The 26,995-nt window shown below is 52.8% G+C and carries 19 protein-coding genes; 13 read left to right on the plus strand and 6 right to left on the minus strand.

Features of this window, described 5'->3' with window-relative positions:
- Window positions 1-6: 6 nt before the first annotated feature.
- From P2W70_RS21790 to P2W70_RS21805, 4 genes are all read right to left on the minus strand, one after another.
- A complete protein-coding gene (locus tag P2W70_RS21790; protein ID WP_276483646.1) occupies window positions 7-1,353 on the minus strand; it encodes a hypothetical protein in 1,347 nt (448 codons plus the stop codon).
- Window positions 1,354-1,361: 8 nt separating this feature from the next.
- Window positions 1,362-3,182 (minus strand): type VI secretion system Vgr family protein, encoded by a 1,821-nt coding sequence (locus P2W70_RS21795; RefSeq protein ID WP_276483647.1) that lies wholly within the window; start codon window positions 3,180-3,182, stop codon window positions 1,362-1,364.
- Window positions 3,183-3,481: 299 nt separating this feature from the next.
- Window positions 3,482-3,874 carry a type VI secretion system tube protein TssD gene (gene tssD, locus P2W70_RS21800; protein ID WP_276483648.1) on the minus strand — a complete coding sequence of 131 codons (393 nt, stop codon included), beginning with the start codon at window positions 3,872-3,874 and terminating at the stop codon, window positions 3,482-3,484.
- A gap of 465 nt (window positions 3,875-4,339) precedes the next feature.
- A complete protein-coding gene (locus tag P2W70_RS21805; protein WP_276483649.1) occupies window positions 4,340-5,875 on the minus strand; it encodes an arylsulfatase in 1,536 nt (511 codons plus the stop codon).
- Between the two features lie 857 nt (window positions 5,876-6,732).
- Here P2W70_RS21805 and P2W70_RS21810 point away from each other — a divergent pair.
- The 11 genes from P2W70_RS21810 (at window position 6,733) to P2W70_RS21860 (ending at window position 20,487) form a co-directional block, all read left to right on the plus strand.
- Window positions 6,733-7,866 carry a hypothetical protein gene (locus P2W70_RS21810; protein WP_276483650.1) on the plus strand — a complete coding sequence of 378 codons (1,134 nt, stop codon included), beginning with the start codon at window positions 6,733-6,735 and terminating at the stop codon, window positions 7,864-7,866.
- A gap of 99 nt (window positions 7,867-7,965) precedes the next feature.
- Complete coding sequence (locus P2W70_RS21815) at window positions 7,966-8,310, plus strand: hypothetical protein (protein WP_276483651.1); 345 nt, start codon at window positions 7,966-7,968, stop codon at window positions 8,308-8,310.
- Between the two features lie 481 nt (window positions 8,311-8,791).
- Window positions 8,792-10,126 (plus strand): DoxX family protein, encoded by a 1,335-nt coding sequence (locus tag P2W70_RS21820; RefSeq protein ID WP_276483652.1) that lies wholly within the window; start codon window positions 8,792-8,794, stop codon window positions 10,124-10,126.
- Between the two features lie 153 nt (window positions 10,127-10,279).
- The gene (locus P2W70_RS21825) at window positions 10,280-11,650 is read left to right on the plus strand and encodes a hypothetical protein (RefSeq protein WP_276483653.1); all 1,371 of its coding nucleotides are present in this window, start codon (window positions 10,280-10,282) and stop codon (window positions 11,648-11,650) included.
- A 189-nt stretch (window positions 11,651-11,839) separates the two neighbouring features.
- Window positions 11,840-11,986: a hypothetical protein gene (locus P2W70_RS21830; RefSeq protein ID WP_276483654.1), complete on the plus strand. Its 147-nt coding sequence runs from the start codon at window positions 11,840-11,842 to the stop codon at window positions 11,984-11,986.
- A gap of 184 nt (window positions 11,987-12,170) precedes the next feature.
- Complete coding sequence (locus P2W70_RS21835; RefSeq protein ID WP_276483655.1) at window positions 12,171-12,773, plus strand: c-type cytochrome; 603 nt, start codon at window positions 12,171-12,173, stop codon at window positions 12,771-12,773.
- A gap of 13 nt (window positions 12,774-12,786) precedes the next feature.
- Entirely contained in the window at window positions 12,787-14,073 is a 1,287-nt protein-coding gene (gene soxC / locus P2W70_RS21840; protein ID WP_276483656.1) for a sulfite dehydrogenase, read from the plus strand.
- A 36-nt stretch (window positions 14,074-14,109) separates the two neighbouring features.
- Complete coding sequence (locus P2W70_RS21845; protein ID WP_276483657.1) at window positions 14,110-17,298, plus strand: SusC/RagA family TonB-linked outer membrane protein; 3,189 nt, start codon at window positions 14,110-14,112, stop codon at window positions 17,296-17,298.
- A gap of 19 nt (window positions 17,299-17,317) precedes the next feature.
- A complete protein-coding gene (locus P2W70_RS21850; RefSeq protein ID WP_276483658.1) occupies window positions 17,318-18,661 on the plus strand; it encodes a RagB/SusD family nutrient uptake outer membrane protein in 1,344 nt (447 codons plus the stop codon).
- A gap of 30 nt (window positions 18,662-18,691) precedes the next feature.
- Window positions 18,692-19,648, plus strand: a complete 957-nt coding sequence (locus P2W70_RS21855) for a cyanophycinase (protein ID WP_276483659.1) — start codon at window positions 18,692-18,694, stop codon at window positions 19,646-19,648.
- A gap of 269 nt (window positions 19,649-19,917) precedes the next feature.
- Window positions 19,918-20,487, plus strand: coding sequence for a porin family protein (locus P2W70_RS21860; protein WP_276483660.1), 570 nt, complete (start codon window positions 19,918-19,920; stop codon window positions 20,485-20,487).
- Here P2W70_RS21860 and P2W70_RS21865 read toward each other — a convergent pair whose 3' ends face one another.
- Window positions 20,488-21,597 (minus strand): hypothetical protein, encoded by a 1,110-nt coding sequence (locus P2W70_RS21865; RefSeq protein WP_276483661.1) that lies wholly within the window; start codon window positions 21,595-21,597, stop codon window positions 20,488-20,490.
- 217 nt (window positions 21,598-21,814) lie between these two features.
- Between P2W70_RS21865 and P2W70_RS21870 the strand changes: the two genes are divergently transcribed.
- Window positions 21,815-22,681, plus strand: coding sequence for a hypothetical protein (locus P2W70_RS21870; RefSeq protein ID WP_276483662.1), 867 nt, complete (start codon window positions 21,815-21,817; stop codon window positions 22,679-22,681).
- 66 nt (window positions 22,682-22,747) lie between these two features.
- Here the strand turns inward: P2W70_RS21870 and yiaA are convergent, their stop codons facing one another.
- A complete protein-coding gene (gene yiaA, locus P2W70_RS21875; RefSeq protein WP_276483663.1) occupies window positions 22,748-23,224 on the minus strand; it encodes an inner membrane protein YiaA in 477 nt (158 codons plus the stop codon).
- Between the two features lie 262 nt (window positions 23,225-23,486).
- Here yiaA and P2W70_RS21880 point away from each other — a divergent pair, with 262 nt between their 5' ends.
- On the plus strand, window positions 23,487-26,987 hold the full coding sequence (locus P2W70_RS21880; protein WP_276483664.1) for a T9SS type A sorting domain-containing protein: 3,501 nt from the start codon (window positions 23,487-23,489) through the stop codon (window positions 26,985-26,987).
- The last annotated feature ends 8 nt before the right edge of the window (window positions 26,988-26,995 follow it).

Below are 26,995 nucleotides of genomic sequence, written 5' to 3' on the forward strand. Positions count from 1 at the left end.
TAAGATTTAAGTCACGGCTTCGCGGGTTGCCTGTCGTACAGCCGCCTCGTAACCAGCTTTGGCGGTTTCTTTCCAATCGTCGCCCAGTATCTTTTTCATGTCCCGGTCAAGTTGATGCATGTCATCAAAACGTTGTCTCGCATCGTACCATTCCAGCAGGTCAGCGGCTACCATACCCAATGCACTGGTACGCTGCTCCTCCACGGTAAGCTGCCGGCCGGTATCGAACGCCTTCTGCAGCAGGGAGGGATATTGCTCGGGCTCCTGTTTCTTGCTGAGTGTATAGGCCTGCCGGTAGGCGTTGATCGCCAATCCGGGCAATTGGTACTCCAGGGCCGTATCGCCCTGCCGCTGAAATGCGGCGATAGCAGCTGTCATTTTCTTTTGCAATTGCAGGCTGGCAGCACTGTAACCATGCGCCTGGATCAACAGGGGTTTACACGCCCCCGCCTCTTTGGCCATCCCCTGCGTTGCCAGCTGCAATCCTTTCTGCAGCAGCGCATCGATCTTCTCATACTGTTTGAAATTGAAGAGCATGCCGGCATAGACCAGGTGCGCGGTGGCGAAAAGGCTTTTCATACCCGATCGCTGGGTCAGCAGCAGCGCCCGTTCGCCCCATCGGTCTACCGTAGCCACACTGTTTTGCTGAACCCCCTTCCCCATTTCCAGGATGCATTCGTTGAGACCTGCCTGTGGCGAATGGGGGTTGCCCGCTTTGGCGATCTTACTGACGGCGCCATCGAGGTCGAGGATCACACTGAGTGATTTGGTGTGGTCGGGATCTTTCTTCACGACACTGTCGAGGTAATAAGCGCCGATATGGTCAAAGACCATAAAGGTGACCTGCGAGGGGATGCCTTTCTTCAGCAGGTGTATAAGCCATAGCCGGTACCCTTCCAGGTCGTGGATGCTGCGCGGCAGCAAAGCCACCACCAGCGGCGTATCGCCACCGGGCAGGGATTGCTGAAACTGCCGCAACATGCTCAGCAACCGCAGGCTGGCATCCGGCTGTCCGTTGCCAGGTGCCCCCACCCCTTCAATAGCATGCAGTTGTTCGGGCGTTAATAGTTGTTGAGCCGCTTTATCTTCCCGCAAAGCTTTCATCCAGTCGTGGTACAGCGCTCCGGCATGACGGTCTTCCCCTTCAAACGGAGTCAGCAAGGTGACGACCACTTCGGGCAGTGCACCGTGCGGCGTAGCTTCGAGTTGAAGAAACCCTTCGAAAAGGCGTGCTTCTTCCGGTTTATATAGCCAGCGTACCAGCTGAAGATGCGGAAAAGGAGATACCTCCTTTATCCACTTCGCTTGTATCTTATGGATCAGTTCTGCAATAGGATTGTGTTCGGCCAGCATGCATTCGATTAGTTAAGGTTTACGGTACCGCCTTTCACATTGGTCATGGCAGTGCCTTCTACATTCACGGTACCCGTACTTTTCATGGAGAGGGTCGACTCGCCGGTGATACTGGTAGCGGGTGATCCTACATCCACTTTCGCTTCACCGGTGATCTCGGTAGCAGTACCTTTCACACTCGCGTTGGTGCCTTCTACTTTCATAGAAGCCGTACTTTTCATTTCCGCCACGGTACTGCCGTGTATATTGATGTCTTTACCTGTGATCTTGATATTGCCGCCAGCATCCATGAAGATCTTGGAGCTGCCGCATTCGAGGGTGATCTCGGCCGAGCAGTTGACATTGATCTTACCGGCTCCATCGAGGAATACTTTATTGCCCCCGGCATCGATCACCGAGATGGTGTTGCCATCGAGGGTCACCACGCTGCCGGATACATGGGTGAGACTTTTTACTTTATTGCCTGCTCCCCCACCGCCGCCGGTCTTGCCGTGAAAGAGACTGCCCATCACGAATGGGCGATCGGGATCGTTGTAACGGAAAGCCACGAGCACATGGTCGCCTTTTTCCGGCACGGTGACCAGTCCGCGGTTCTTTGCGCCTCCCTTACCACCACCGGCATCGGGTGTCATGACGCGTATCCAATCGGTTTGTTGTCCGTCGGCTTCCTGCCACAACATCTGCACCCGTACCCGGCCGGCATTGTCGGGATCGGCATTATCCATCACGGTGGCCACCTGTGGCTCGGCAATGGGGGTATCCAGTTCGTCTACCGGTACGGCACCAATGCCGGCCGGTATCCCTTCGAAGCTGTTGTAATAGTTGCTGTTCTCACCGACATAATGTACGACGGCCGTGATCAGGAATTTACCATAATCACCTTTGGAAAAAGAATCGCTTTCGTACTGGGAGAATTTAACATTGGCGACGGAGCCGATGGCGATGGCCGGGTTCTCGCTTTTGCCCGAAACCACTTCCAGCCGGGCAGCCATGGCCGATTTCTTTTTCTTGAGTACTTCGGCCAGTTCGCTGTTGTCTTCCACCCGGGGCTTTACCGGAAAGCTAACGGTGCTGGAGAATACTTTCTTTGATTCTTTGAGGGCAAAGGCGGCGTACTCATCGAGCCCATCGACCTGGTCGGGCGAATGGGCGGTGAGCACTTTATCTTCCTTCGACTTATGCGAGAAGCCGCTGAAGTTCAGCGGCAGTATACGCAGTTTGAATTGCATATCGCGTACATCATGCCCATAGGTGATGTCTATTTCCGGCGATCCGGATGGCTTGCCGAAATAGAGTTTGGTGCCATCGTAGTAAAACCATTCACCGTAATCGGCGCTGAGCCGGTTGAGGAAATGGAAGGAACTTTCGCGGTACTGGCTGATGTACACGAGCGGTGCTTTGTGCTGCGGCGCCACTTCGCAGGACACACCGGCATCGCCGGTCACCTGGCTGGCAATGTCTTTGAGGCTCTTTTTATTAAAGGATTTGAAATGAGGTCCGTTGTCGAGCAGTATGGTAGGACTGTATCCCCGCAATACCAGGTCGCTGGTAAAGTTGGCCGACTGCTCCATGCTGAGCTCACACACCAATCCGCGAAACTCGTACGACACGGTGGCGTTGTGGGCCTGCGCCAGTTTGATAACGACCGACTTGCCGATCAGTTGCTGGGTGCTTTTCAGTTTGAAGGCGCCCGATTGCCCGAGCACATCATGGCGTACACGGATCTCGAACTCGTGGTGGGCATTAAAACGTTGTTTGATGACCACGGAACTGTAGTAATCTATCCGCTGATCTTCCACTTCTATGACTGCAATGACCTGGTTTTGCATCTTAACAGGTTTTATGGTATAACCGCAACGCAGGCCGCTGATCACTAAAAGGATAAGGCCACCACCGGGGTACCCGTGTAGCCTGCGTTAAGGAAATAGCAGTGATGCCAATGTTTGGTGCACGCAAACATCAACAGAATAATGAAAACTAGTACGGTATGGTTTTCTGTCAGGTATACAACGGTGCGGAATGCACCAAAAGATTTCTAACGGGAGAGTAAGGGGCTAAGCCTGCCTGAGTTGATCTTACAAAAAGTACTGACGAATAATGTTGTGCAGGTAGTAGGTAATCGACCGGATTACGAAGGCCATTCATTCTTGTGCTCAGCGTTGCCGATCTTGATCTTCTGCGCAGAAATGGTAAAATCGATCTGCATCGGTTTGGCACCTTTCACATCGATACTCTCCTGGAAGGCAATCACATATCCTTTTTCGAACGAGAGCTCTTTCAGTTTAGAATCCTCATCGCTTTTCTTGAAGGTAATGCTTCCATCGACTGGCTTGTACTGATTGACCATCGCTTCGATGATGCTGGTATCATCAGTAGACTCCACCGTAAGATTGATGGTACCACCATACACCCCACTAGCGGGACGACCTTTTGCATCTACATCACGACGGAGCGCATAGTCGCAGGCAAGAACATCGATATTATCCTTACCGCCGAATTTTAGCTTTGCATTAAATGACATCTTGGAAGGTTTTTAAAAGTGATTAATGATTTATTAGTCGATAATTAGAAAAGAGGAATAACAAATTAATTCATTTTTCTGACTTGATCTGATCGCTGCAACACGATTTAATAATTTAATGAACACAGCGTATGCCGGCAGGGAATGAGGGGAAGCGATCGCCGGAACCGGCCTGTGGCGGACCTTTCAGCCCACACACTACTTTAAACATCTAATTGGCAATTGCTTACAAAGAGAACTTACATCATTAGTCAAAGACCGGGCCATTGTTGTCACGGAAAGCTATATGCTTAATCGTCGAAGTATTGTTCCTGATCGTTATCTACTGCAAATTATTGAGTCTGTTTCAGATTTCCACTACTACTTTGGTGGTATTCTATAAGGTAACCTACAGATTACCCAAACAAGTGACGGCGGCTGCGCCTGGGATGCGCTGCCGGGTAAGCAAAGGTGGAGCAGGAGTGATCAATGTTCGAGCACTGGTATGCGAAAGGTACTCACTTCGGGCGTCCGGTGTTCGCGCAACATAATGGCTTCTAACTGCTTTACGATCTCGGGATGCTGACTGGCGAGGTCATGTTCCTCCCGTATATCGTTATCAAGATCGTAGAGGGCTGTTTTAACGAGTCCCTTCATCAGGTTCACGCGGATGGCCTTCCACTTACCACGACGCACGGCTTGCTGTCCGCCGTATTCCGGAAACTCCCAGTACAGGTAATCATGCTGCTTTTGTTGAGCTGGCTTACCCAACAACGTGGGTAACAGGCTGATGCCATCGATGTTGGTGGGTGGCTGGATGCCCAGCAGCGCACAGAAGGTGGGCATCATGTCGATATTGGCTGAGAGGTGATCGGTGGTGGTACCGGGTTTGATCTTCCCCGGCCATTGTACGATAAAGGGCTCACGGATACCGCCTTCGAAGAGATAACCTTTGCCCCGGCCCTGTGTTGCCGGCAAAGGACCACCGCTGTTGAAGAATACCGGATCAACGCCCTGGTTACCCGCAGGTCCATTGTCGCTGCAAAACATGATGATGGTATTGTCATACACACCGGCCGCCTTGAGTGCTGCGATCAGCTGGCCTACCTGCTCATCGAGCGTAGCGATCATGGCTGCATAGGTGGCACGCGGGTACCGGCAAGGGAAATAGGATCCACCCAGGAAGGGCTGCTCTTCCCCAAACTGCGCATGATATATATCAACCCAACGCTGGGGTGCCTGGAGCGACACATGCGGTAAGGGGGAGGGATAATACAGGAAGAAGGGCTTGTCTTTGTTTTTATCGATAAACTGTTTGGCTGCCCGGATGAGGAAGTCGGGCGTATAATCCTGCTGCTGGTACGGGGCGTAACTGGCCACGTTTAGCGGATCGAGGCTATCGGGTAGCCGGGTGGCCGGGTCGATGATCTTGTTGCTGAGTGCAACCCGGTCCTGGTTTTCCCAGAGATGGCCGGTATAATAGGTATGATCCTGCCGCTGGCAGATGAAACCATAGAAATAATCAAATCCCTGACGATTGGGCTGGCCGCTGGAAAAGGGAGCCCCCAGCCCCCACTTACCGACCATACCCGTGGTATAACCGGCAGCCTGACAAATCTCTGCAATAGTGCGGGTACTGTCCGGAATGGGCCGTTGCCCTTCAAGAAAGGGGTTGGCCTCCATGGCTTTGAAATCCCATACCGGACCGCGCTCCGTCCACTCATCATTGCCCCGGATATACGCGCGCCCGGAGTGCTGACCAGTCATGAGCGCGTATCGCGAGGGCGCGCAAACGGGAAAGGTATAGTGTTGGGTGAAGCGTAGGCCGTTTTGTGCGAGCAGATCGATGTTGGGTGTTTTGATCCGCTGCTGCCCGTAACAACCGAGCTCTCCATACCCCAGGTCATCGGCGAGGATGTACACGATATTGGGACGGCGTGCGTCTTTGCGGGCAGGTGCAGGTTGTGCAAAACAGGTATATACGCCCAACAAAACGAGCGACAGCAGCAGGCATTTGTTCATAACCCTGAATGTACTCTTTTTATGGTACACCCCGCTGCGCATTCGGTTGCATCAGGGACCGAACGGGCCCGTCAAGCGGCTAAAAAAATCCGGTTATTGTCAAGGGGTTGGCTGGTGCGTTTCGTATCTTTATATGGATCGATATTTGCGCCTATTTTCTATCCATCCTTGTATGCACAACTGTCAGCCAGGCATATTTACATTCCCACTTTCCGGTCGCCCGACCGGTGCCTATGCTGCTGCGGTGGCTGATGCCGCCATTACCGCCAGCCCTGACGCGCAAACTCTCCCCACAAGACCGCATACGGGCATTAATGGCACCCGCTCCCCCCGTCCGGCTGGTTTGCCCGACTACTTGTCAACTACTATTCAACTACTATTGCACTGCTTGTCATCCGGGTTTACCATGGAGTATCCTACCAGTTGCCATGGACTTGCCACGGAACATCCTACTACCTGGCCCGCTCGGGCACTATTGCTCCCCGCTTACTGTACGCTAATAGCCTGCTAACAGGCCCAACGATGGTCTGGCATAGCTCTGGATATGCTCTGAAATAGCTCATTTTCCTATGTCCATCTCCAGGCTGGCCGTAGTGGAGACCTTGAACAGTTCCAGGCTTAAGAGATACTCTCCGCCCTATGGCCGCATCCTAACTTCGCCCATTTTTAGCGCAGCATGCGCACTTTTCTTTCACTTATGGTACCCGATACACATTGAATGTTGTCAAACCGATGACCGGATAGAGGTAGAGATTATCTAATATATTCAGGAGTCGTATTCAACAATTTCTATTTGATTTTCGGGTGCAACAAGCAAGGGGGCTTGCGTGTCTTATACTTAAATAAAACCTTATCGTATGGCAAAACAATGTGGAGCTTTTCCATTTACCGGATCGATCGGCGGCGTTACGGGTTATAAACGTAACGGACAGTATTTCGTGAAAGAAAAAAGCACGGTCACCCGCGACCGGGTATTGAAGGCAGACAATTACGCCCGCACCCGGGAGAACTCCTGGGAGTTCAAGCATGCGGCCCGCAGCAGCATGTTGCTACGCCGGGTATTGTGGCCACTGGCGAAGCTGATGAAGCTGGCCGACGGTCATTTATCGCCCCGTGTCAATGGGTTGTGCACGCGCATCATCCGGACAGACCCTGTCAATGGTCGCGGAGAGCGCCGGATGCACGCCGGGGAATTGGAGCAGATCGAAGATTTTGCTTTCCGCAAGGACACCAACTTTCATACTGTGTGCAAGGTGGTTACCAGCAGCACGATCGATACGGAAACAGGCACGATGCAATTTACCGTCAAGCCCTTTGACCCAACCAGCAGGATCGACGCGCCGGAAGGTGCTACGCATTTTCAGTGGGTGGCCAATGGAGGCGCCGTCAACTTCAACACCGAAGATGCTCATTTCGACTTTACCAGCTCTGCTCATTATGCCCTGGATGAACCAGTGGCGGAAACGATCCGGCTGGAGCAACAAATAACCATTGCACCGGGCATGGTCCTGTTGCAGGCAATCGGCCTTGTATTCTTCAAACAGCATGCAACGGGAGCGTTTGAGCGCATAAACGGAGGCGTGATGCGTGTGCTACAGGTAGGCATGACGGAGCAAGCGGTGACACCCAACAAACCGGTAAAGCAACGCATGGACCACATCGAACCCAGTGTGCCCTGTGCCGGGGAAATGCCCGCTGCCCCGGAATCCAGCACATCGCCCGAAGTTATAGCAGCCACTGTGTGGCCGCCTGATAAGGCGTTGCCGGCCGACGAACCCATCAATCCTTCATTACCCGTGGCCCAACAGCCTGCGGACGAGCTAACCAGCGCGTCGACAAGCGACACCGACCAAGCTGCGTGTGCTGCTGCGGTACAGGAAGTGAAGTTATTGATAAGCCAGGAAAAACGCGACCAGGAACAATGCAGGAGGCTTGCAGGCGAATTGGCTACTTATGCAAGCATGACGCCAATCGACGAATACCCCGATTGACTAAGTTAAATACCCGTTTCGTTAAATGCGGTGGCGCCAACGCCACCGGCTGCCTGATCTTTGGTGGACTATGGCCTTATAGCCATCAACCAACAGATCATGGACAACGTTACTTTTCATTATGCTTTGCGGCCATCGACAGGTGGTAGTGCAGGAGCTCGTACCGCTAAACCAGGTGAGTTGCTGATCATTGCAGCCAACAGGTTACAGGAAGGTTTCAACACGGTGGAACTGCCCGAGCGGGGTGGTATCCTTGAATTGGTAAAGCGGGGTGATCATTTTTTGAACCTGGTGTGGATCGATGAAGCCGGTATGGCTACGCGACTGGAACCGAAACCAACTGGGTATACTGCAGATGGGCGCGAAGGGGCACCGACGATCACGACATTGGCTTGCTTTGGATGGCCGGAAGCCCGGCACGCAATGATTTGTTTGGTTGCCTGAGGAGTGCCCGGACAACAGCCGCCTGACTACAGCGCAATCAACCACCGACTGTGCTGCAACCGGTAAGCGACTGCTGCCCGGGTTCGCAATATGGTTTGCATCTTGTATTCACCTATCCCCTTGCAGCCGTTGCTACAACAAATGACAGGTTCGGGAAACCTTTCGTATGCTTTGTGCTTGTAACTAATTGCCGGTGGTTGACAACAGCACACAAAGCCTACTATTATTGTAGACAAATATAAAATATACCGATCTACCTTCAAAAGATTTTTATTGACCGCGATTAAAAAAGAGGGGAAACCCTTTAATACAGGACGTAATGCCCTTCAGAAAATTTGGCAGAGAAGCGGAAATCAGTTTACTTTGTCTACCTATACAGTAGACTATTAATCCTACTGATCTCTGATTAGCGCCTTCCTGTTAACCACCAGCAGCAGGCTCGTATTGAGATAGCCAACCGGCTATTAAAACACCTGCATGTATGCCAAACAACCGACTTGACAAGCCGCCTGTTGCGTGGAAGGCTTATGAAAAGAACCTGTTCCGTTTTTTCTTCCTGTACTTTACGGTGCAGGTATTTCCTTTAGATACAAAATTCTACCAATACGTTGCTTCCATCAACTGGTTGCACGTAACGTATGGCGAGTTGTTTAACCTCGCGCATTACACGCCCTTGTTTGCGAAGGGCGGGCCCACCTACTGGAACTGGGTGATCGCGGCTGGTGCGGCCCTTGCCGGCACCATCGTATGGACACTGATCGACCAGGGCCGCACCCGGGAATACAACAACTGGTATTACTGGCTGCGGGTAGCGCTGCGTTATCGGTTATCACTTGCTTTGCTGGCTTATGGATTTCTGATGTTGTTTCCGATCCAGGCCCCCTACCCTTCTATCAGCCATCTCAATACGCCCTATGGCGACTTCACCCGGTGGAAATTGTTTTCCCTGAGTCTGGGTGTGGTACCCTCGTATGAATTCTTCCTCGGTCTGATTGAAGTGTTGCTGGCTTTACTGTTGCTGTATCGCAAAACAGCCTCTCTCGCGGCTTTTATCATCCTGATCTATCTCGGCAATGTATTTGTCTCGAACCTGGCTTATGAAGGCGGGGAAGACATTTACAGTCTCTTCCTGTTGAGCATCGCGGCTTTCCTGCTGGCGTGGGATGCCCAAAGATTGTATCGCTTGCTGGTACTACAACAACCGACTGCTCCGAATCGCTTTCAACCGGTGTATACCGAAGCCGTGCAATATGGCCGTGTGGCCGGTAAAAGTCTGTTCGTACTGGTATTTGTGGTACTGTATGGATTCCAGACAGGATCTGGTTATGCAGCAGGATCGTACCAGTATCCAACGGAGCCAGGCTTGTCCGGAACAGCAGGCCTTTACAACGTTTCACAGTTCACCCTGGGTGAAGACACCCTGGCCTATGCATCCGATGACCCGGTGCGCTGGCAGGATGTGGTATTTGAAACCTGGAATACGATCAGCATCCGGTCTAACCGCGCTGTGAAGATCGACTCTAGCAATACCGACTTCATTCACGACATCGATGCAGCAAGGCGCTATGAGCTGGAAGGAGCAGCTGCCCGGCATTATTACAGCTATACCGTCGACTCGCTACAACATACCCTCACGTTGCGCAACCGCAATAAACATTATGCCGGCGAAACGCTGGTGCTGCAATACGAGCAACCCACCGCCGGCAGGATCGTGCTGCGCGGCAGGAATTATGATCAGACGCCCCTGCTGGTGCAACTGGACAGGATCGATAAAAAATATCTGCTGGAGGAAGCGGCGAAGGCAGGGAGAAGATAGGGGTTGAAGTTATAGGGAGGGCTACGAGGCATCGAGGCGGAGGAAAGGCAACGAGGCAAACCCGGCATCCGCCGGAACAACGTAGCAATACAAAAGCTCAAAGGCAGCGCGGAATTTTTGGTATCCATTATAAATTACTCAAACCAGAACGATATGTCGACAGTGACTGAATATATACCAGCAGCGCCGGTGGTCGTGCAGGAAGCGCCACGGGTGCAGGCATCCGAAAAAACAGCAGGCAAAATCAGCTCAAAGCCCTGGAAGGGTTCCGAGCGCGTACTGTTCCGCATCGCGTTTATCTTCTTTATCATCCTTTCGCTGCCCAATAGTTGGGAATGGTACAAACTCGTAGCCCGGATAGACTGGAGCTCGCTGCACTACCGCGACCTGTATGATATCGCCCGTTTTGGATCGGGCATTACCTTCTTTGGCAATACGATCTTCGGCAATCCGCTGGCTGGTTATGCGCAATGGATCATCACCTTGCTGGTGTCCATCGCCGGTGGCCTGGGGTGGACCGCCATCGTGCGCGCCCGCAAGACGGAACGCGCTGAATACAATATCCTCTACTACTGGCTGCGGGTGGTGGTGCGCTACCGGGCAGGCATCGGGATCATCGGATTTGGCTTCACCAAACTCCTGCCCGTGCAAATGCCTTATCCTTCTCTCGGCGTACTCAACACCAACTTTGGTGATCTGACGGCACAAAAGATCTACTGGCTATCGGTGGGCATCGTACCGTGGTACCAGGTATTCGCCGGTGTGGTGGAACTGACGGCTGGCACGATGCTCTTGTTTCGCAGAACCACGACCATTGGATCGGTGCTCTTACTCGGCGCCCTCGGCACCATCGTCTATGTCAACTTTGCGTACGATGGTGGCGTTCACGTATATAGTTCCTATTTTGTGTTGCTGGCCGCTTTCCTGCTGGTGGACGATGTACCGCGTATCTATAACTTACTCGTACGGGAAAAATTCACGACGCCCGTACACATCTACCCTGCATTTGCGCAAAAATGGCAACGCTTCACCCGTGTGGGGTTGAAGGCTTTCACCCTGTTTCTATTCCTGGGTGTGCTGTTTTATTTGCAATTGGTCAATTTCTGGTACGATCCCTACAAGCAACCCGCTGTTGCCGGTGTAAAGACCTTGCGCGGCAACTACGCTGTAACGGAGTTTCGGATCAACAATAGCTTACTCCCCTACTCACCGACGGACACCGTACGCTGGCAAGAGGCGACATTTGAAGACTGGACGACACTGACCTTCCGCGTCAACAAACCAACGCCGCTAGACCTCTCCAATGGTGGCGGTGATCCGCAACGGGACATCAACCGCACGTTTGAAGTATCGGGTGTGGCGGGTGGACAACGGGTGTTTCACTACCAGGCCGATGAAGTGACGCAAACGCTGTACCTGCAGGATAAATACAAAGCAACGCCCGACCGGCGCAACCGCACCTCGGAAGCGAATGACGAGTCGGGGAAAACAGGCAACAAGGCACAGTGGCAACAAGGCAACTAGGGGAAGAAAGGCAACGAGGCATCAAGGCAGAAAGGCAACGAGGGGAATACAGGTGGCGACAACTGGATCCCGGCAGCGGCGAAAGCACATATCGGTGATGAGCGCACCAAGATCCATCCACGCGCCGCTTCTACCCGGCGCGACCGCGACTTCGCCGCCAATGCCAACAAACCCGAAAAACGCAATCGCATGATCCTGCAATACCAAACCACGGATGGCAGTCGGGTCATCCTGCGGGGCATTAATGAAAACAAAGATTCTATTTATGTAGTGCTCGATCGTGTGGCGAGGCCTTACGCCCTTTCCCGCAGTGCCTTGCAGGCGGGGAGTTATTAGAGAAGGCAACAAGGCACAAAGGCATAGAGGCATCGAGGGAAAGAAAAACAACGAGGGGCATATGGCTAACGCATTAGGCTAAAAACAATGGGCGTCGCCATTAATAAACAATAGAGATAAGGCGCCCGCAAGCAACTAAGAGGTGTTCCGGTGAACCGATGCAGTATCACAAGGAACAACCAACATGAACAACCAAGGTCTGTTTTATTTTTTGCTGTGTGTATGGCTTATCGCCATGACTTCCTGTGGCAGCTCGCCGGTAGGCACTGCTGCACCCGGCAAGTTGGCCACCGCTTCTACACCAGACACATCCAACTGGCCATCCAGCTTTGCGTTTGGCCATACCGCCTCAGCGTCCTACATCGACTCTATCGATATCGACATTGCACCCGATGGAAAAGGTCTGCCCGCCGGATCGGGCACCGCCACTGAAGGGCAGACCGTATACGCGGTGAAATGCGCTGCCTGCCATGGGAAAACGGGCGCCGAAGGTCCGTTTCAAAAACTGGTGGGCGCTATGGGCGATACCACCAAGGCCAAAACGATCGGCAACTACTGGCCCTATGCCACGACGCTATACGACTATATCCGGCGCGCCATGCCCTTCAACGAACCCGGATCACTAACGAATGCCGAGGTATACCAACTCACGGCCTACCTCCTACATGCCAACCAGATCATCGATGCCACCACGGTGATCGATGCAGGTAGTCTGCCCCAGGTGCAGATGCCTGCCCGCGCCCTATTTGTAAACGATGACCGGAAAGGTGGTCCGGAGATTCGCTAACGAACACTTAACTATGTCGACTTCCGATAACCATCAACCCGAACCTGGTGCAGGCAAGAAAATTCATCGCCGCACGATACTGGGCGCGGCTGCTTCTGCGGTAGCCATCGCCCTCGTCAAAAGCAGCGGCGGCCAGCTGGTACCGGCGGCAGTGCCTGCTGCGACGCCCGTTGCCAAGGCCGGCGCTCCTGTTGTGCCCGCCGATGCAACCAAGGTGCAAGGAGCCGTGCATGGCACCCTCGGTACCCGGTCTGGCTTCGAACAACTGAAAAAGAAACCGACCGACACTTCATCCCGGTCACCCCTGCAAGACTTTCACGGTATCATCACGCCGAGTGACCTGCATTTTGAGCGAAGTCATGGCGGTGTGCCCGTGATCGACCCACTTAAGTTCGAACTGCTTATCCATGGCATGGTCGACAGGCCCATGGTATTTACGCTGCGTGACCTCAAGCGTTTTCCTTCCGTATCGCGCATCGCCTTCCTCGAATGCTCGGGCAATTTCCGCGGTAACAAAGAAGAGATGACACCCCAGGATATCTGCGGACTGACGAGTCAGGCCGAATGGACGGGCGTGATGCTGTCGACCCTTTTTCGCGAAGTGGGCATTCATCCCAAAGCTACCTGGTTCCTGGCCGAAGGGTCGGATGCTGCGGTAATGACAAGGAGTGTACCGATCCACAAGGGTTGGGAAGATGCGATGATCGCTTATGGACAAAATGGAGAAGCGTTGCGGCCGGAACAAGGTTATCCAGCACGCCTGTTCCTGCCCGGCTGGGAAGGCAATACCAATGTAAAATGGATTCGTCGTATTGAAGTAGGTGACAAACCCTGGATGACCCGGGAGGAGACCTCCAAGTATACAGAGCCCATCAAGGATGGGAAGATCCGGCAATTCAGTTTCGATATGGATGCGCGATCGATCATCACGTTCCCCTCTTTTCCGCAACAGGTAGAGAAGGGCTGGATCGAGATACGCGGACTGGCCTGGAGTGGTCGTGGCAAAGTAGTGAAAGTAGAGGTCAGCACCGATGCCGGCAAACACTGGCAAACGGCGCGCCTGCAGGAACCGGTACTCGACAAGGCGCACACGTATTTCCGGTACCTATGGCCATGGGATGGCCGGGCAACGGAGATCGCCAGCCGCGTGACCGATGACACGGGCTATACGCAACCTACTATGCAACAGTTGTTGCAGGCTCGTGGGCGCGACATGGGTGGCTATCACCTCAATCCCGTGACGGCGTGGGTGATCAAGGGAGATGGTCGTGTACTGTTCAAACCAGAAAAATGGAAATAAGCTGCTCAATCAATAACACTTGTAAAAATCAATCGTATGCATAATCAACCATTACTAATCGCTGTGGCCCAGGTCGACAACCGTGGGCGACGGAGTCATGGCACCGGTCTACCAACAACGCATGACGCCGGCGCGAACGCCAGTTCTCCGATAGGCGCATTCAATAACCATCCTGCCACCCCTTCCCGTCGAGGCCTGCGCACCAATCTACGCACCCGCCGGGCTCAACGGCGATTGGGCTGGCTGCTGTGGTCTTTGTTGTTATTACCCTTTATCGGTCTGGCACAGGAGGCGATCACCGTGAAAGGTGTTGTACGCGATGCATCCACCAACAAAGGGGTGCAGGACGTTTCGGTGCAATCGAAGCAAACGGGTCAGGGTGTTACCACCAATGCCAGTGGCGAATTCTCGATCCAGGTGGCGGGCAACGACGTGCTGCTGATCTCCAATGTAGGTTATAGCTCACTGGAAGAACCGGTCAACAACCGCTCTTCGCTGGTGCTATCACTGGCAGCAGGGTCCAAATCACTCAATGAAGTGGTAGTAGTGGGTTATGGTGCCCAGAACAAAAAGTCGCTGGTGGGCTCTGTAGGTACCATCAAAGCCGATCTCATCAAAAACAAACCAGCCGCGAGTTTTGACCAGCAATTGCAGGGACGTATTGCTGGCGTGCAGGTAAACACCAATACGGGCGTACCCGGTGATGGCATTTTCTTCCGCATCCGCGGCACTACTTCCATCAACGCGGGCAATGACCCACTCTATGTGATCGATGGCGTGTTCATCAACAACCAATCGCTACAACGGATCACTACGCAAGGGCAGGCCAACAATCCCCTGGCGGATATCAACCCATCGGATATTGAATCGATCAGCGTACTGAAAGACGCTACGGCCACTGCCATCTATGGCGCCAGGGCCGCCAACGGCGTGGTACTGATCACCACCAAACGCGGCACGTACAACCAGAAGGCCAAGGTGAACTTCAATGGTTATGTGGGCGCCGCCTGGGCTCCTGAACTGTGGGATCTGGTGAGTGGACCGGAACATGCTACCATCATCAACGAAGCCTGGGTCAATGATGGGAAACCTGCTGCTACGCGGCCCTTCCGCCCCAAATCGGAAGGAGGCCGGGGCCTGCCGGAAGAACAGCCTACGTACGATCGCCTGAACGATATCTTCCGTACCGGCATCCTGCAAAACTATGACCTCAATATTTCGGGCGGCAATGACAAGACCCGTTACTATATTGGCGGAGGGTATAACAAACAAGAGGCAACGCTGCGCACCAATGATTACCAGCGGGCGAGCCTGAAACTGAACCTAGACCAACAACTGAGTGATAAAGTGCATATCGGAACGAGTAACTCGCTCTCCCGCTCTTACCGTACGAATGCACGGGTGGGTGATGGTCCGCAGGGCGGCATTCTGCAGGCTGCCCTGCACACACCTACTTACCTGCCCAAATTCAACGATGATGGCACGTATGCCAAGTGGGCCGGCTTCGACAACCTGGACATCCTCATCAAGTATACCGATATGAACAGCACGAGTATCCGCTATATCGGCAACCTGTATGGCGAGGTGGACATTACCAAAAACCTGAAGTTCCGCAGCAGCTGGAGCATCGATTACAACGACTATTCCGAATTTGAATACTGGAACAGCTTGACCAATCGCGGCAGTGCGAGCAAGGGCCTGGCTACATCGAGCATCAGCAAGAACAGCATCTGGGTCAATGAGAACACCCTATCCTACCGTGCGAAGGTGGGTGGGGAGCATAGTCTGGCCCTGTTGGCAGGCAACTCGGTACAAGGCAGCACGTCTACCGTGACGTCGGCCCAGGGCACCAATTTCCCCAGTGATGCCTACAAGCAGATCGCCTCTGCAGCGACTACTACGGCTACCTCCAGCCGTACCAGCAACCGGCAGGCTTCTTTCTTTGCCCGGGCGGAATACAACTACAGCGGTAAATATTTTGCCGAAGTGAATGTACGTACCGATGCCTCTTCGCGTTTCGGTACAGACAACCGCTGGGGCTATTTCCCCTCGGTGGGTCTTGCCTGGCGTGCGAAAGAAGAAAGTTTCCTGCGTGATGTGGACCTGATCAGCGACCTGAAGATCCGGGCGAATGTGGGGCTTACGGGTAACCAAAGCGGCATTGGTGATTTTGCGTGGCGTGGCTTGTGGACCGCAGGTTCCAACTACCTCGACAATCCCGGTACCGTGCCTTTCCAACTGGCCAATGCCAACCTGGGCTGGGAATCAACCCGGCAGGTGAACCTGGGCCTTGACCTGGGCCTGTGGAATGACCGCGTGAACGTAGAGCTGAATGTGTACGATAAATATACGACGGACCTCTTGCTGAGCCGTCCGCTTCCCGTCAGCACGGGTTTTGGATCTATTTCCGGCAATGCCGGTGAAATCAGTAACCGAGGTTTTGAGCTGGGCATCAGCAGTGTGAACATCAGCAGCCGGGACTTTACCTGGCAGACCAATTTCAACATTGCGCAAAACATCAACAAGATCGAAAAGCTCAGTATTCCCATCGATGCTTCGTATGCGGCTGAGCGCATGATCCAGGGCTATTCCATGCATTCGTTCTTTGCGTACAAGCAATTGTATGTCGATCCGCAGACGGGTGATGCCGTTTATGAAGACATTACCAAGGACGGTAAGATCCTGGCGGATGATCGCCAGATCGTGGGCAATGCCCAACCGAAGTTTTTTGGTGGCTTGAACAACAGTGTCAGCTATAAAGGTTTTGACCTGTCGGTGTTTGTCAACTTCCAGTTTGGTAACAAGATCTATAACAACAACCGCTTCTTCCATGAGTCGGGCGGCACGAGGGATGATCGCCGGGCAATCAACAAGAACCAGTTGACGCGCTGGCAGAAACCGGGTGACATCACCGATGTACCGAGGATCACGACGTTGGGACAGAATTATACGCTGAGTCCGACCACGCGGTTTATCGAAGACGGTTCTTTTGTACGGTTGAGTTCTCTCACGGTGGGTTATTCCCTGCCGAAGGGTTTGCTGCGCAAGGTAGGCGCTTCGAGTGCGCGGATATACCTGAGTGGTACCAACCTGGCTTTGTGGAAGAAATACCAGGGCCCCGATCCCGAGGTGAACGTGACCGCCGACCCCAATGTACAGGGTTATGACCTGGGCACTCCACCACAACCACGGACGGTTCAATTTGGCCTCAACCTGACTCTCTAACTATTAAATGATGAAGACGATGAAACGAATGATCATAGCGTTGCCGGTGGTATTGCTGCTGGCCTCGTGCAACAAGTTTTTGGATGTGCAACCGGATCAGCAGGTGGATGCGGGCAGTGCCATTACAGATGCGGGCAGTGCGGAGACTGCGCTGAACGGTTTGTACAATCGCCTGGGCAGTGATGGGTATTATGGGTCCAACTTTATTGCCCTCTCCTATTTGTCGGGCGGCGATATACAATGGACGGGATCGCAATCGGCCCCGCAGCAGATCGCCAACCGGCAGCTGCAGGCCGACAATGGTAATATTGCTTCGTCGTGGACGGCGATCTACCGCACGATCCTGTCGGCGAATTACCTGATCGATAATATTCCCAACATCAAAGACCCGGTGTTTACGCAGGCGAAGCGCAACCAGTTTCTGGGAGAGGCCTATTTTATCCGGGCACTGGCTTATTTCGACCTGGCGCGTGGCTGGGGTGGTGTGCAGCTGATCCTGAAGCCTACTTACAAGGAAAGTGATCAGTCGGGCATCAAACGCAGCAGCCTGGACCAGACGTATGCGCAGGTGCTGAGTGACCTGGAGGCGGCGGAGCCGTTGCTGCCTACGACGGTCACCCGTAACCGGGTTACGCAGAAGACGGCGTTCGCGCTCAAAGCGCGGTATTATCTTTACCGGAAGGACTGGGCGAAAGCGGAGAGCTTTGCGAGCAAAGTGATCGACGACGCAGCCAATTACAAATTGCTGAAACCCTACAACTCCTTCTTTGCCAACAATGCGACACTGACGGCAGAGTCGGTGTTTGAGATCGGTTATACCAATTCTTTCAAGAACGGGCATTACAATTGGTTCCTGCCGCCCGCGCTGGGGGGCCGTCGTGAATGGGCACCGAATGCAGAACTGGTGACAGCCTTGAACAATGCCACGATTGGTGGTAACCGGAGTTCGCTGATCGCGCAGACAGCGCCTCCCGGCAATCTGTGGTATGGCAAGCTGTATTACCGCAATCCAGCGGGTACCGACCCGTCGTATATCATCCGCGTAGCGGAGTTGTACCTGATCCGCGCAGAGGCGCGCATCAAGCAACAAAAGCTGGTGGAGGGCATCGCCGATCTGAATGCGGTACGTGACCGGGCAGGACTGACCGGCACCACCGCGACTACTGAAGGAGATCTGCTATTGGCCATCGAGCAGGAGCGGCGGTTTGAGTTTCCTTTTGAAGCAGACCGATGGTTTGACCTGGTACGTACGGGCCGTGTGGTCACCGTGCTAAAGGTTACCGACCCTAACAAGCTGGTGTGGCCGATCCCGGCTTCTGAATTGCTGGCGGATCAATCGCTGGACCCTAATCCTGGTTACTAATCAATCATTGTACACTAATCAATCATACATATGCGTAATTCATCACTTCTGGCGGCATTGCTCCTGGCGGGCGGTGCGGCCCTGGCCCAGGCAGGTGGCAGCGTGGGCAATGGTCTGGCAGCCAACAATGGTACTGCCGCAGCGGCGCGGACTACTTCTGCTGCACCAGGCGGTTTTGTAGGGCCTGAGCGGGGTACACTGGTCATTGTGGGTGGCGGCAAACTGGGACCGGAGATCTGGAACCGGTTTATTGAAGCGGCGGGAGGCGTCAATGCCCATATCGTGGTGATCCCTACGGCGGGTGATGATTCGGCGATTGCGCGGGGACGCTCTTCGGAGAAAGAGGCCCTGGAAGCACTGGGCGTGAAGGACGTGACGATCCTGCATACCCGCGATCCGAAGGTGGCCAATACCGATGCTTTTGTAGCGCCGTTGAAAAAGGCCACGGGTGTCTGGTTCAATGGCGGCCGGCAGTGGAAGATCGCGGATGCCTACCTGCATACCAAATCGCATGAGGCATTCAAAGACGTACTGGCCCGTGGCGGTGTGATTGGGGGTACTTCGGCCGGTGCTACGATCCAGGGGGCTTTCCTGTTTCGGGGCGATACGAAGGGCAATACCATCCTGGTGGGAGATCACCTGGAAGGGCTGGACTTTATTCACAACGTTGCGATCGACCAGCATGTGTTGCGGCGTAACCGGCAGTTTGACCTGATCGGCCTGATCAAAGAAAAGCCAGAATTGCTGGGCATCGGGATCGATGAAAGTACTGCCATTGTGGTACAACAGAATACGTTTGAGGTGATCGGTGCTTCGTATGTGGCGATCTATGATGCAGCACGTTTTGGCAAGCAGGCACCCGCGACGGCGGCCAATTCGAATACTGGTACCGTGTCGGGTGACTTCTTTTTTCTCGGCAAGGGCCAAAAGTATGATCTGTTGGGTCGGCAGGTGATCGACAGGCCACGCGGCAGCGAGGGGCAATAGGCATATAGCGACGTGGCATTTTCGGCCCTTACATAACAAAAGTCCCGGTAGACACCGGGACTTTACTATTTTTTGGCAAGCCGGGGGATTTACGTGTACGGGCAAGCCCGTTTTCGGGGAATGGTTAAAACAGAATACCTTAGCTATCCATCGACTACTATTCTTTTCGGGTTGCCCCGGAGGCTGGTCCCCGATTTGCAGGGCTGCTGTATCCATCATTCATTTACTTACCCCATTGGTGAAGGCCGGTGGCTAAAAAAAATCATTGTATGCGCTATTTACTACTTATTGGGTGCATGGCTTTGAATGCGACTATCTGTATGGGTCAGATCAAGATCAAGCCTGCGCTGGGTATCAACTTTACGGACTTCTCCAAAGACCCTGGTACGGGTCAATATAAATCGCAGGTAGGCTACCAGATCGGTGGCAGTGTGGCCATTGGTGGCAAATGGTACCTGGAGCCGGGTATTTACTGGACACACAAGAGCACGGAATATCAGACCAACCAATCGAATGCCCAGGATATTGAATACAAGATGAGCGGTATCCGCATCCCGGTGGCGGTGGGTTATAACCTGCTGGGCAAGGTGAAGAAACTGGTGAATGTACGCCCCATGGCGGGTGTATCGGCTTTTTTCCTGACGGGGGTGGATGACCTGGATAAAGCCTCGTTCAAGACCGCCACCTGGGGATTGTTTGCCGGGGCTGGTGCCGATATCTTTAACCTGTTCATGGACGTTCAGTATGAATGGTCGCTGAGTAAGGTGAGTGATACGCAGGTAGACGTGGGCAATGCCCGTAGTTTGTTTATCAATGTGGGGATGCGGTTTGGGTTGTAGCTATTGCAGCAATGCCTGCAGGGCTTTCAGGTCAACGGTTTCCTGTAGGGTGCTGAACAGGTATTTATCTGCATCGGAAAACGTATTGTAGAGATGATGCCCTTGTCCGTACTTGTACAGGTCGATCACCAGCAGTTGAACCGATGACGCCGGCAGGCTGGTATTGAAGTACCTGGGATTGGCTTGAACGTAGGTTCGTCCGCCGGGGCCTGTTACCGGGGCTGCTTTTTGTGTGGGCGTCAGGCTGGCGAGTTCCTCCTGCAAGTGGTTCCATTCGTTGGTCGCTTTGTCGATCATGCCTTGCTGTTCTTTCAAGTAGCCGGCTTCGCTGGCTTTGTACATACTTTCCTGCTGCTGCATGCCTTTCAGGAATTTCTCTTTGTCCGCCTTTGCTTTGGCGGGATCTATTTTGGCGGCCCAGGCAAATCCTTCGAGGGCGCCTTTGATGGCTTCCTCTTTTGTTTTGAGCCATTGTTGGTACGGTGACCCTTCGGCGGCCGTCTTCCTGATTCCTTCTACTCTTTCTTTAGCCTGTTTGATTTCCGCCTTGAGATACTGTTCGCGCGTGATGGGTACGAAGAGCGGTTCAGCACCCCGGGTGATGGCCACAAATGGGCCATACACGGAAAATCCCTGCCGGGTATCTGTGACGTAGGGCTCTTCGAAGAAGGCGTCTTTTTCCAATCCGATGTTACTGACGATCCGGGAGATGCTGTTGAACCAGACGTGCAGGGAAGGCCCTTCGGGCGCCCGCTCTACCACGGTGCTATTGGGCTTGCGGGTATATTGGAGAAAGACGATGGTCGATTCGCCGGTGAGGAGTTTACTGCCTTCGCAGTCGTACTCGCAGAGCGTGGCGTAGAGGTTGGCAGCATAGCCCCTGGGCGGATGGAGTACGGGTGTCTGGTGTAGCTGTTCCATGACTTTCGCCATATTTGCGCGCATGAGGGCTTGTTGCGGCGGGGTGAAGCCAAAATAAGCGGCGCGCTGTAACGAATACCCTTTAGTGGGCGCAGGGTTCCAGGCCGTTTTATCGGTGGCGTGGATGCGCTGTGCCCCGGCCGGGGCACTGGTGATCACGGCGAATAACAGGAAGGGCCAGCATTTCATGGGCTTGCTTATTTGGCCTGTAAGGTACCGGTAAGCGGCGGCACGTTTGGGTGCTACCTTGACGAATTGCTCGATAGCTCGACCGGAGCGGCGGATTGGGGGGATGGCCTTTTTATAATTACCGTGTTTTTACGGTATGTATTTCCGCCATGAGCGTTTACATTAGGGTCCTGTTTCGGCTGCGTGCAATTGCGCACTACCCATCAAATTTCCAATCATGAAGGACATAGCATTGTTGATCGGCAATGGGGTGAATACGATGTCGAAAGGCATTAGTTGGGAAGACCTGCTGGATAAGATCATTCACTATTGCGGCAGTACCTCGATCAAGAAAGACAAGAGCAAGCCTTTTCCCTTGTTTTATGAAGAGATCTTTGCGGCCGCGCTGCAGTCGCAGGCCATCGTTAAAGAGGTGGAGTTGAAAACCTTCATTGGGAAACAAGTATCTGATATAGCGCGCAACCAGGTGCATGTGATGATCCAGCAGTTGGCGCCGGCCCATGTCATGACCCTGAACTACGAGTTTTTACTGGAAGGAAAAACGCCGAAGCAAAATGAAGGATTGGTACGGGAAAAACTGTACAGCGTTTTCAGGAAGTATACGATTGGCGGCACCACTTACTGGCACCTGCATGGAGACTGCCGCTACCCGATCACCATCAATTTAGGGTATGAACACTATGGCGGCCAACTGCAACAGATGCGGAACTATGTGGCAACGGCTACCAATTACGCCAATGCATCGAACAATAAATTGCCCTTCGTTAAAAGAATGGAGAAGCCCGATAAATTAACGATCCAATCCTGGGCCGACCTCTTCTTTTTGAAAGACATTCATATACTAGGTGCCACGCTTGATTTTGTAGAAACCGATCTTTGGTGGCTGCTTACCTTCCGGGCACGGCAGCTACGGCTTAATCGCCGCATCACCATCAGCAACACCATCTACTATTATATTCCCAAACCCTTTGCCGCCTCTTCCCGTTTCAAACTGGACCTGCTGGAAGCCAATTTTGTGAAGGTGGTGGAGATCGACCTTCCGCATAGTGTAAACTACTATGAAAAGATTATTGCGGGGATGTAGGCGGTTTTGGATATTACAGAAAAAGGGCTGATACCATCACTGGTGTCAGCCCCTTTTTGTTATGGCTTAGAAATGTTGTTTATCGCCCGCCGTGGTGGTATAGTTGACCGGATTTGATTTGCTGTTCTTGTTTTTGTCTTCGTCCTTGCTGGCTTTCGCATCGCGGGTATTCTTTTGTACGGCGATGGCGGCGAACACACTCAAGGTGTAAGACATGGCGTAGAAACCTTTTTCACTCCGTGTGAGTTCGGCATTCCACAGTCCGATCGTGAGTAGCAGGATCGACAAGATCGTCGTAAACCAGGCGATGCCATAGTACAGGTTGGTAACCGGTATACCTTCGAGCTGGTCACGCACCGACTTTTGCACGGAGATGGCAGAGAAGAGACCAAACATGAGCACCGTGAAATAGTATCCTTTTTCATTCAGTTCCATAGCCGCATTCCATAAGCCTACATTGTAAGCAATTACGCCGGCAAAGAGGGCCACCCAGGAGGCGGCGATAAAGGCAGCTGAAGGAGCAAGGGTCTGTTTAGATTCCATATGTTTGTTTTAGGTGACCCAAAACTACCAGCGGGACGACCTCGTTTTTTTGACAAGTGTCAAAAAGTGGCTTTTGAACTGTTAAGAGGCCCAATTACTGCTGATGTTTGAAAGGTGAGGCGCCAAAAGGGAAATTCTCTATATGGTATGAATAGACGAAATTTTTCCTTTTTTTTCGGGTCACCTATTTTGAACAGTCAGTTTTTGCCACTATTTTGGCGCTTGAACAAATCCGATATTTACCCGTTTGTTCGCTGACCTTATGACCCGAACCGCATTCCTCTTCAGTTTTCTCTTTTTCTTTCAAGGCTTGTTTGCCCAGGACGGACGCTTCGATACCTCTTTTGCCAACGGTGGCAAGTTGATCAGCAACTTTGGCTTTCCGCCCTTTTATGTAGAAGCCCTGTGTATTCAACGCGATGGGAAGGTGGTGGTCGGCGGTGGGGCCATGGTAACAGGCACCCAACGGGAGCACCAATTTTTCCTCACCCGGTTTAAGGCCGATGGTCAACCAGACAGCAGTTTTGGTATCCATGGCATTGTATATACCCCCCTACAGCGTACAGAAAGCATGGATCGCGTTACCAAGATCATTCAGTTGCCCGACGGACGATTACTGGTTGGAGGTACAAGTTCCGAATATTCTTCGGACAACCTGGCCATATGCCGTTATATGATCGATGGACGACCAGACAGTAGCTTCAACGGAACGGGTATTCATTTTACCTCGGGCGGGCTGGGCGATTTCGAGTGGCAACCAGATGGCAAGTTACTGGTAACCACAGAACATAGTGGAAGAGTGTTCAGGTTACTGCCTGATGGCACGCTGGACCGCAGCTTCAACCATTATCAAAAAACAGCCTATGAATTAATGCCGCGGCTGGTGCACCGGCTTGCAGATGATAAGGTGGTAGTGGCGGGCTACAATAGAACCTGGCCTTTTGTTTCAGATGGCCCTTACGTGATGCGCCTGAAATCCAATGGTGTGCTAGACAGTACGTTTGGTAAAGACGGGTATCTTGCCAATGAAGGCTTCTCGGTTCACCACAACGTCCTTTTTTCAGTCGATCAGCAGGAACGCCTCTATGAATGCATATGGTATAGTCCCTCCAACAGGGATACTTTCCAGGTAAGAATTTCCAGGTTGCTGCCGTCTGGCCAGCTGGACCTGAGTTTCGGCAACAATGGCACGGTGAAACTGGAAGTTCCTGATATCCGTTTCTTTACTGAAGACCTCGTGTCGTTTCAGCTACAGCCCGATGGCAAGATTATTTTCGGCGGCACCCTGATCAACACCCAGGGGGTACGGCAACTTGGCGTTCTCCGGCTCCTTCCCAACGGAGATTTCGATCCGGGCTTTGGGCAATCGGGGCAGGCTTTCATCGAGACCGGCACCCATGCTTTCGAGGGCCTGGTGGCCTCTCAGGGGCAAGATGGATCTGTTGTGGTTGCAGGCTACGACTTTGCCAATGGAAGATATGGTGTTGCCGCCGGAAGGCTGCTGCCAGATGGTAGTGCCGATCGATCTTTTGGGACTGGGGGTGTAACCAGCCGATATGTGGGCATCGAGCAGCCGGTTGATGATGTGGCGTTAGATATCTTATCACAGGAAGACGGGAAATTTATAACAGCGGGGTCTATCTCTAATGGCCCTTACAGCAGCGTCGCCGTGGTGCGTTATGAACCTGGCGGTAACATAGACTCTTCCTTTGGAGAGCAGGGAGTCGTTTATCTTACCACCCGTGGCCGGTATCCACACAATCCTGACCTGTTGCAACAACGGGACGGGCAATACGCGCTGAATATTAAACAAGACAAGGCCGGGAACCTGGTGATATTATCCTGGGAAAAAGACCTTGTCAGCCTGGGCAGGCAATGCGTTTTATATAAACTGAAGAAAAATGGTCAGTTGGATCCCGCCTTTGGTGCCGGTGGCCGGCAAGTGATCAGACGTGCCGACTCGCTGCAAATCTCGCCGTATGGCCTCGGATTACAATCGGATGGAAAGATTATCGTAGCCGCGAGTGCTTATAACAGGCTAACCTATATAAAAGATGGACCATTGGTTGGTCGTATCCTGCCAGACGGTCGTATCGACAGCAGTTTTGGAAAAGGGGGCTGGATCGAGGAACGTCGTTTCCAAATCAACCCGACGGAAGAAGAGATAACGACCAATAGAATCTGCCTGCAAGCTGACGACAAAATCCTTTTTACGGGCGACAATACACCTTATTATTTACCTTTCTTTGGTGTCGCTCGCTACACACGCAACGGTTTGCCGGATTCGACTTTTGGCTACGCCGGCCTCACCTCCACTAAAATAATCGCAGTCAATCAATCGGCTTCGATTGCAGTTCAACCTGATGGTAAAATCGTGTTGGCGGGTGCCGCCCATTCTACAGGTAAATGCGTAGCTAGGTTTGACTCCACCGGCAAATTGGATTATTCTTTCGGCAAGAACGGCGTAAAAGCTAATATTGGTATTGGGTTCAATAGTGATGTTGTATTGCAGGCAGACGGAAAGATTATCCTTCACGGCACCTCCATATCGACCAACGACTGGGAGGATGGATCGCAAATATCTATATCCAGGCTGCTGGAAAATGGGTCGGAGGATATAACCTTTGGCAATGGCGGTACACTCACTTTTTCAAACCTCGACAAGCGGCGTGACCTTCCCGGCCTCATGACACTCGCGCCTACCGGAGAGATCTTGTTGTGTGGCGGCACCAACCTGCGGATGAGTGAAAACTACGGCTCGGCCAATTCCTTTGTTTACAGGCTTACCAACCGTATCCAGGACTGTAGCCGGTTTACCATAGCCCAGGGCCGTGACACGATGATTTGTTCCGGTGGCCAGGGGGTGGTCATCGGCGCGGCACCTGTTGCAGGCATATCGTATTCCTGGCGCCCTGACTATTTCTTAAACAATGCCAATCAGGCTCAGCCAACAGTCAATCCGAATGATCAAACTTATTATACCCTGACGGCTACCAACCCTGGTGGTTGTATCGCTTATGACACCGTTATTGTTTCTGTAGCACCTGCATTGTCAGAGCCCTTTGTTACCGTAAGTGCGGGACAGTCTAATTTTTGCGAAGGCGGATCAGTCAGGCTAATCACTTCCGCTACCGGAAGTTTTCAATGGTACCGCGATAATGTTTTGGTAGCGGGCGCCACTTCAAAAGAGTTTACCACTACACTCCCCGGACATTACCAGGTTGAAGTACGGAGTATTGCAGGATGCATAGCCAGGTCCGTGCAGGGACAGTTGGTGACGGTTTACCCACAACCACCCAAGCCTGTGATCGTACAGACTGGCAATACCCTTTCAACCGGATCTGCTTTAAGTTATCAATGGTACCTGAATGGCCAACTCATTGCGGGGGCCAACTATGCAAGCTATACTGCGGCCACACCTGGCAATTATGCCGTCATGGTGACCAGCCCTTTTCAATGTCCCAGTGTTCTTTCAGAGCCAGTTGCGGTGATCTCTACGGGGATCAATGATCCGGCGCTGAATGGGAACATCTCCGTTGGTCCTAACCCTGTTACCGATGCACTGCACATTCGTTACTCCGGTAACTTTACCCGCTTGTGGGTGAGTATCACCGATGCATCGGGCAGAACTGTTTTATCCGGAACCTCTTTTACGACGACGTTCGATTATGATGCATCGACCCTAAAGCCGGGGGTATATATCGTCCTTATCCGAGACCTGAAGGCCGGGCATATGATCCGAAGAACAATTCTTAAAGTATAAGTCTTGCC

This window comes from Paraflavitalea pollutisoli, assembly GCF_029360705.1.
GTDB lineage: Bacteria > Bacteroidota > Bacteroidia > Chitinophagales > Chitinophagaceae > Paraflavitalea > Paraflavitalea pollutisoli.

Coding starts and splice junctions, on each gene's coding strand:
- P2W70_RS21790 (WP_276483646.1), bottom strand. CDS start 1,353: ATGCTGGCCGAACACAATCCTATTGCAGAACTGATCCATAAGATACAA.
- P2W70_RS21795 (WP_276483647.1), bottom strand. CDS start 3,182: ATGCAAAACCAGGTCATTGCAGTCATAGAAGTGGAAGATCAGCGGATA.
- tssD (WP_276483648.1), bottom strand. CDS start 3,874: ATGTCATTTAATGCAAAGCTAAAATTCGGCGGTAAGGATAATATCGAT.
- P2W70_RS21805 (WP_276483649.1), bottom strand. CDS start 5,875: ATGAACAAATGCCTGCTGCTGTCGCTCGTTTTGTTGGGCGTATATACC.
- P2W70_RS21810 (WP_276483650.1), top strand. CDS start 6,733: ATGGCAAAACAATGTGGAGCTTTTCCATTTACCGGATCGATCGGCGGC.
- P2W70_RS21815 (WP_276483651.1), top strand. CDS start 7,966: ATGGACAACGTTACTTTTCATTATGCTTTGCGGCCATCGACAGGTGGT.
- P2W70_RS21820 (WP_276483652.1), top strand. CDS start 8,792: ATGCCAAACAACCGACTTGACAAGCCGCCTGTTGCGTGGAAGGCTTAT.
- P2W70_RS21825 (WP_276483653.1), top strand. CDS start 10,280: ATGTCGACAGTGACTGAATATATACCAGCAGCGCCGGTGGTCGTGCAG.
- P2W70_RS21830 (WP_276483654.1), top strand. CDS start 11,840: ATGATCCTGCAATACCAAACCACGGATGGCAGTCGGGTCATCCTGCGG.
- P2W70_RS21835 (WP_276483655.1), top strand. CDS start 12,171: ATGAACAACCAAGGTCTGTTTTATTTTTTGCTGTGTGTATGGCTTATC.
- soxC (WP_276483656.1), top strand. CDS start 12,787: ATGTCGACTTCCGATAACCATCAACCCGAACCTGGTGCAGGCAAGAAA.
- P2W70_RS21845 (WP_276483657.1), top strand. CDS start 14,110: ATGCATAATCAACCATTACTAATCGCTGTGGCCCAGGTCGACAACCGT.
- P2W70_RS21850 (WP_276483658.1), top strand. CDS start 17,318: ATGAAACGAATGATCATAGCGTTGCCGGTGGTATTGCTGCTGGCCTCG.
- P2W70_RS21855 (WP_276483659.1), top strand. CDS start 18,692: ATGCGTAATTCATCACTTCTGGCGGCATTGCTCCTGGCGGGCGGTGCG.
- P2W70_RS21860 (WP_276483660.1), top strand. CDS start 19,918: ATGCGCTATTTACTACTTATTGGGTGCATGGCTTTGAATGCGACTATC.
- P2W70_RS21865 (WP_276483661.1), bottom strand. CDS start 21,597: ATGAAATGCTGGCCCTTCCTGTTATTCGCCGTGATCACCAGTGCCCCG.
- P2W70_RS21870 (WP_276483662.1), top strand. CDS start 21,815: ATGAAGGACATAGCATTGTTGATCGGCAATGGGGTGAATACGATGTCG.
- yiaA (WP_276483663.1), bottom strand. CDS start 23,224: ATGGAATCTAAACAGACCCTTGCTCCTTCAGCTGCCTTTATCGCCGCC.
- P2W70_RS21880 (WP_276483664.1), top strand. CDS start 23,487: ATGACCCGAACCGCATTCCTCTTCAGTTTTCTCTTTTTCTTTCAAGGC.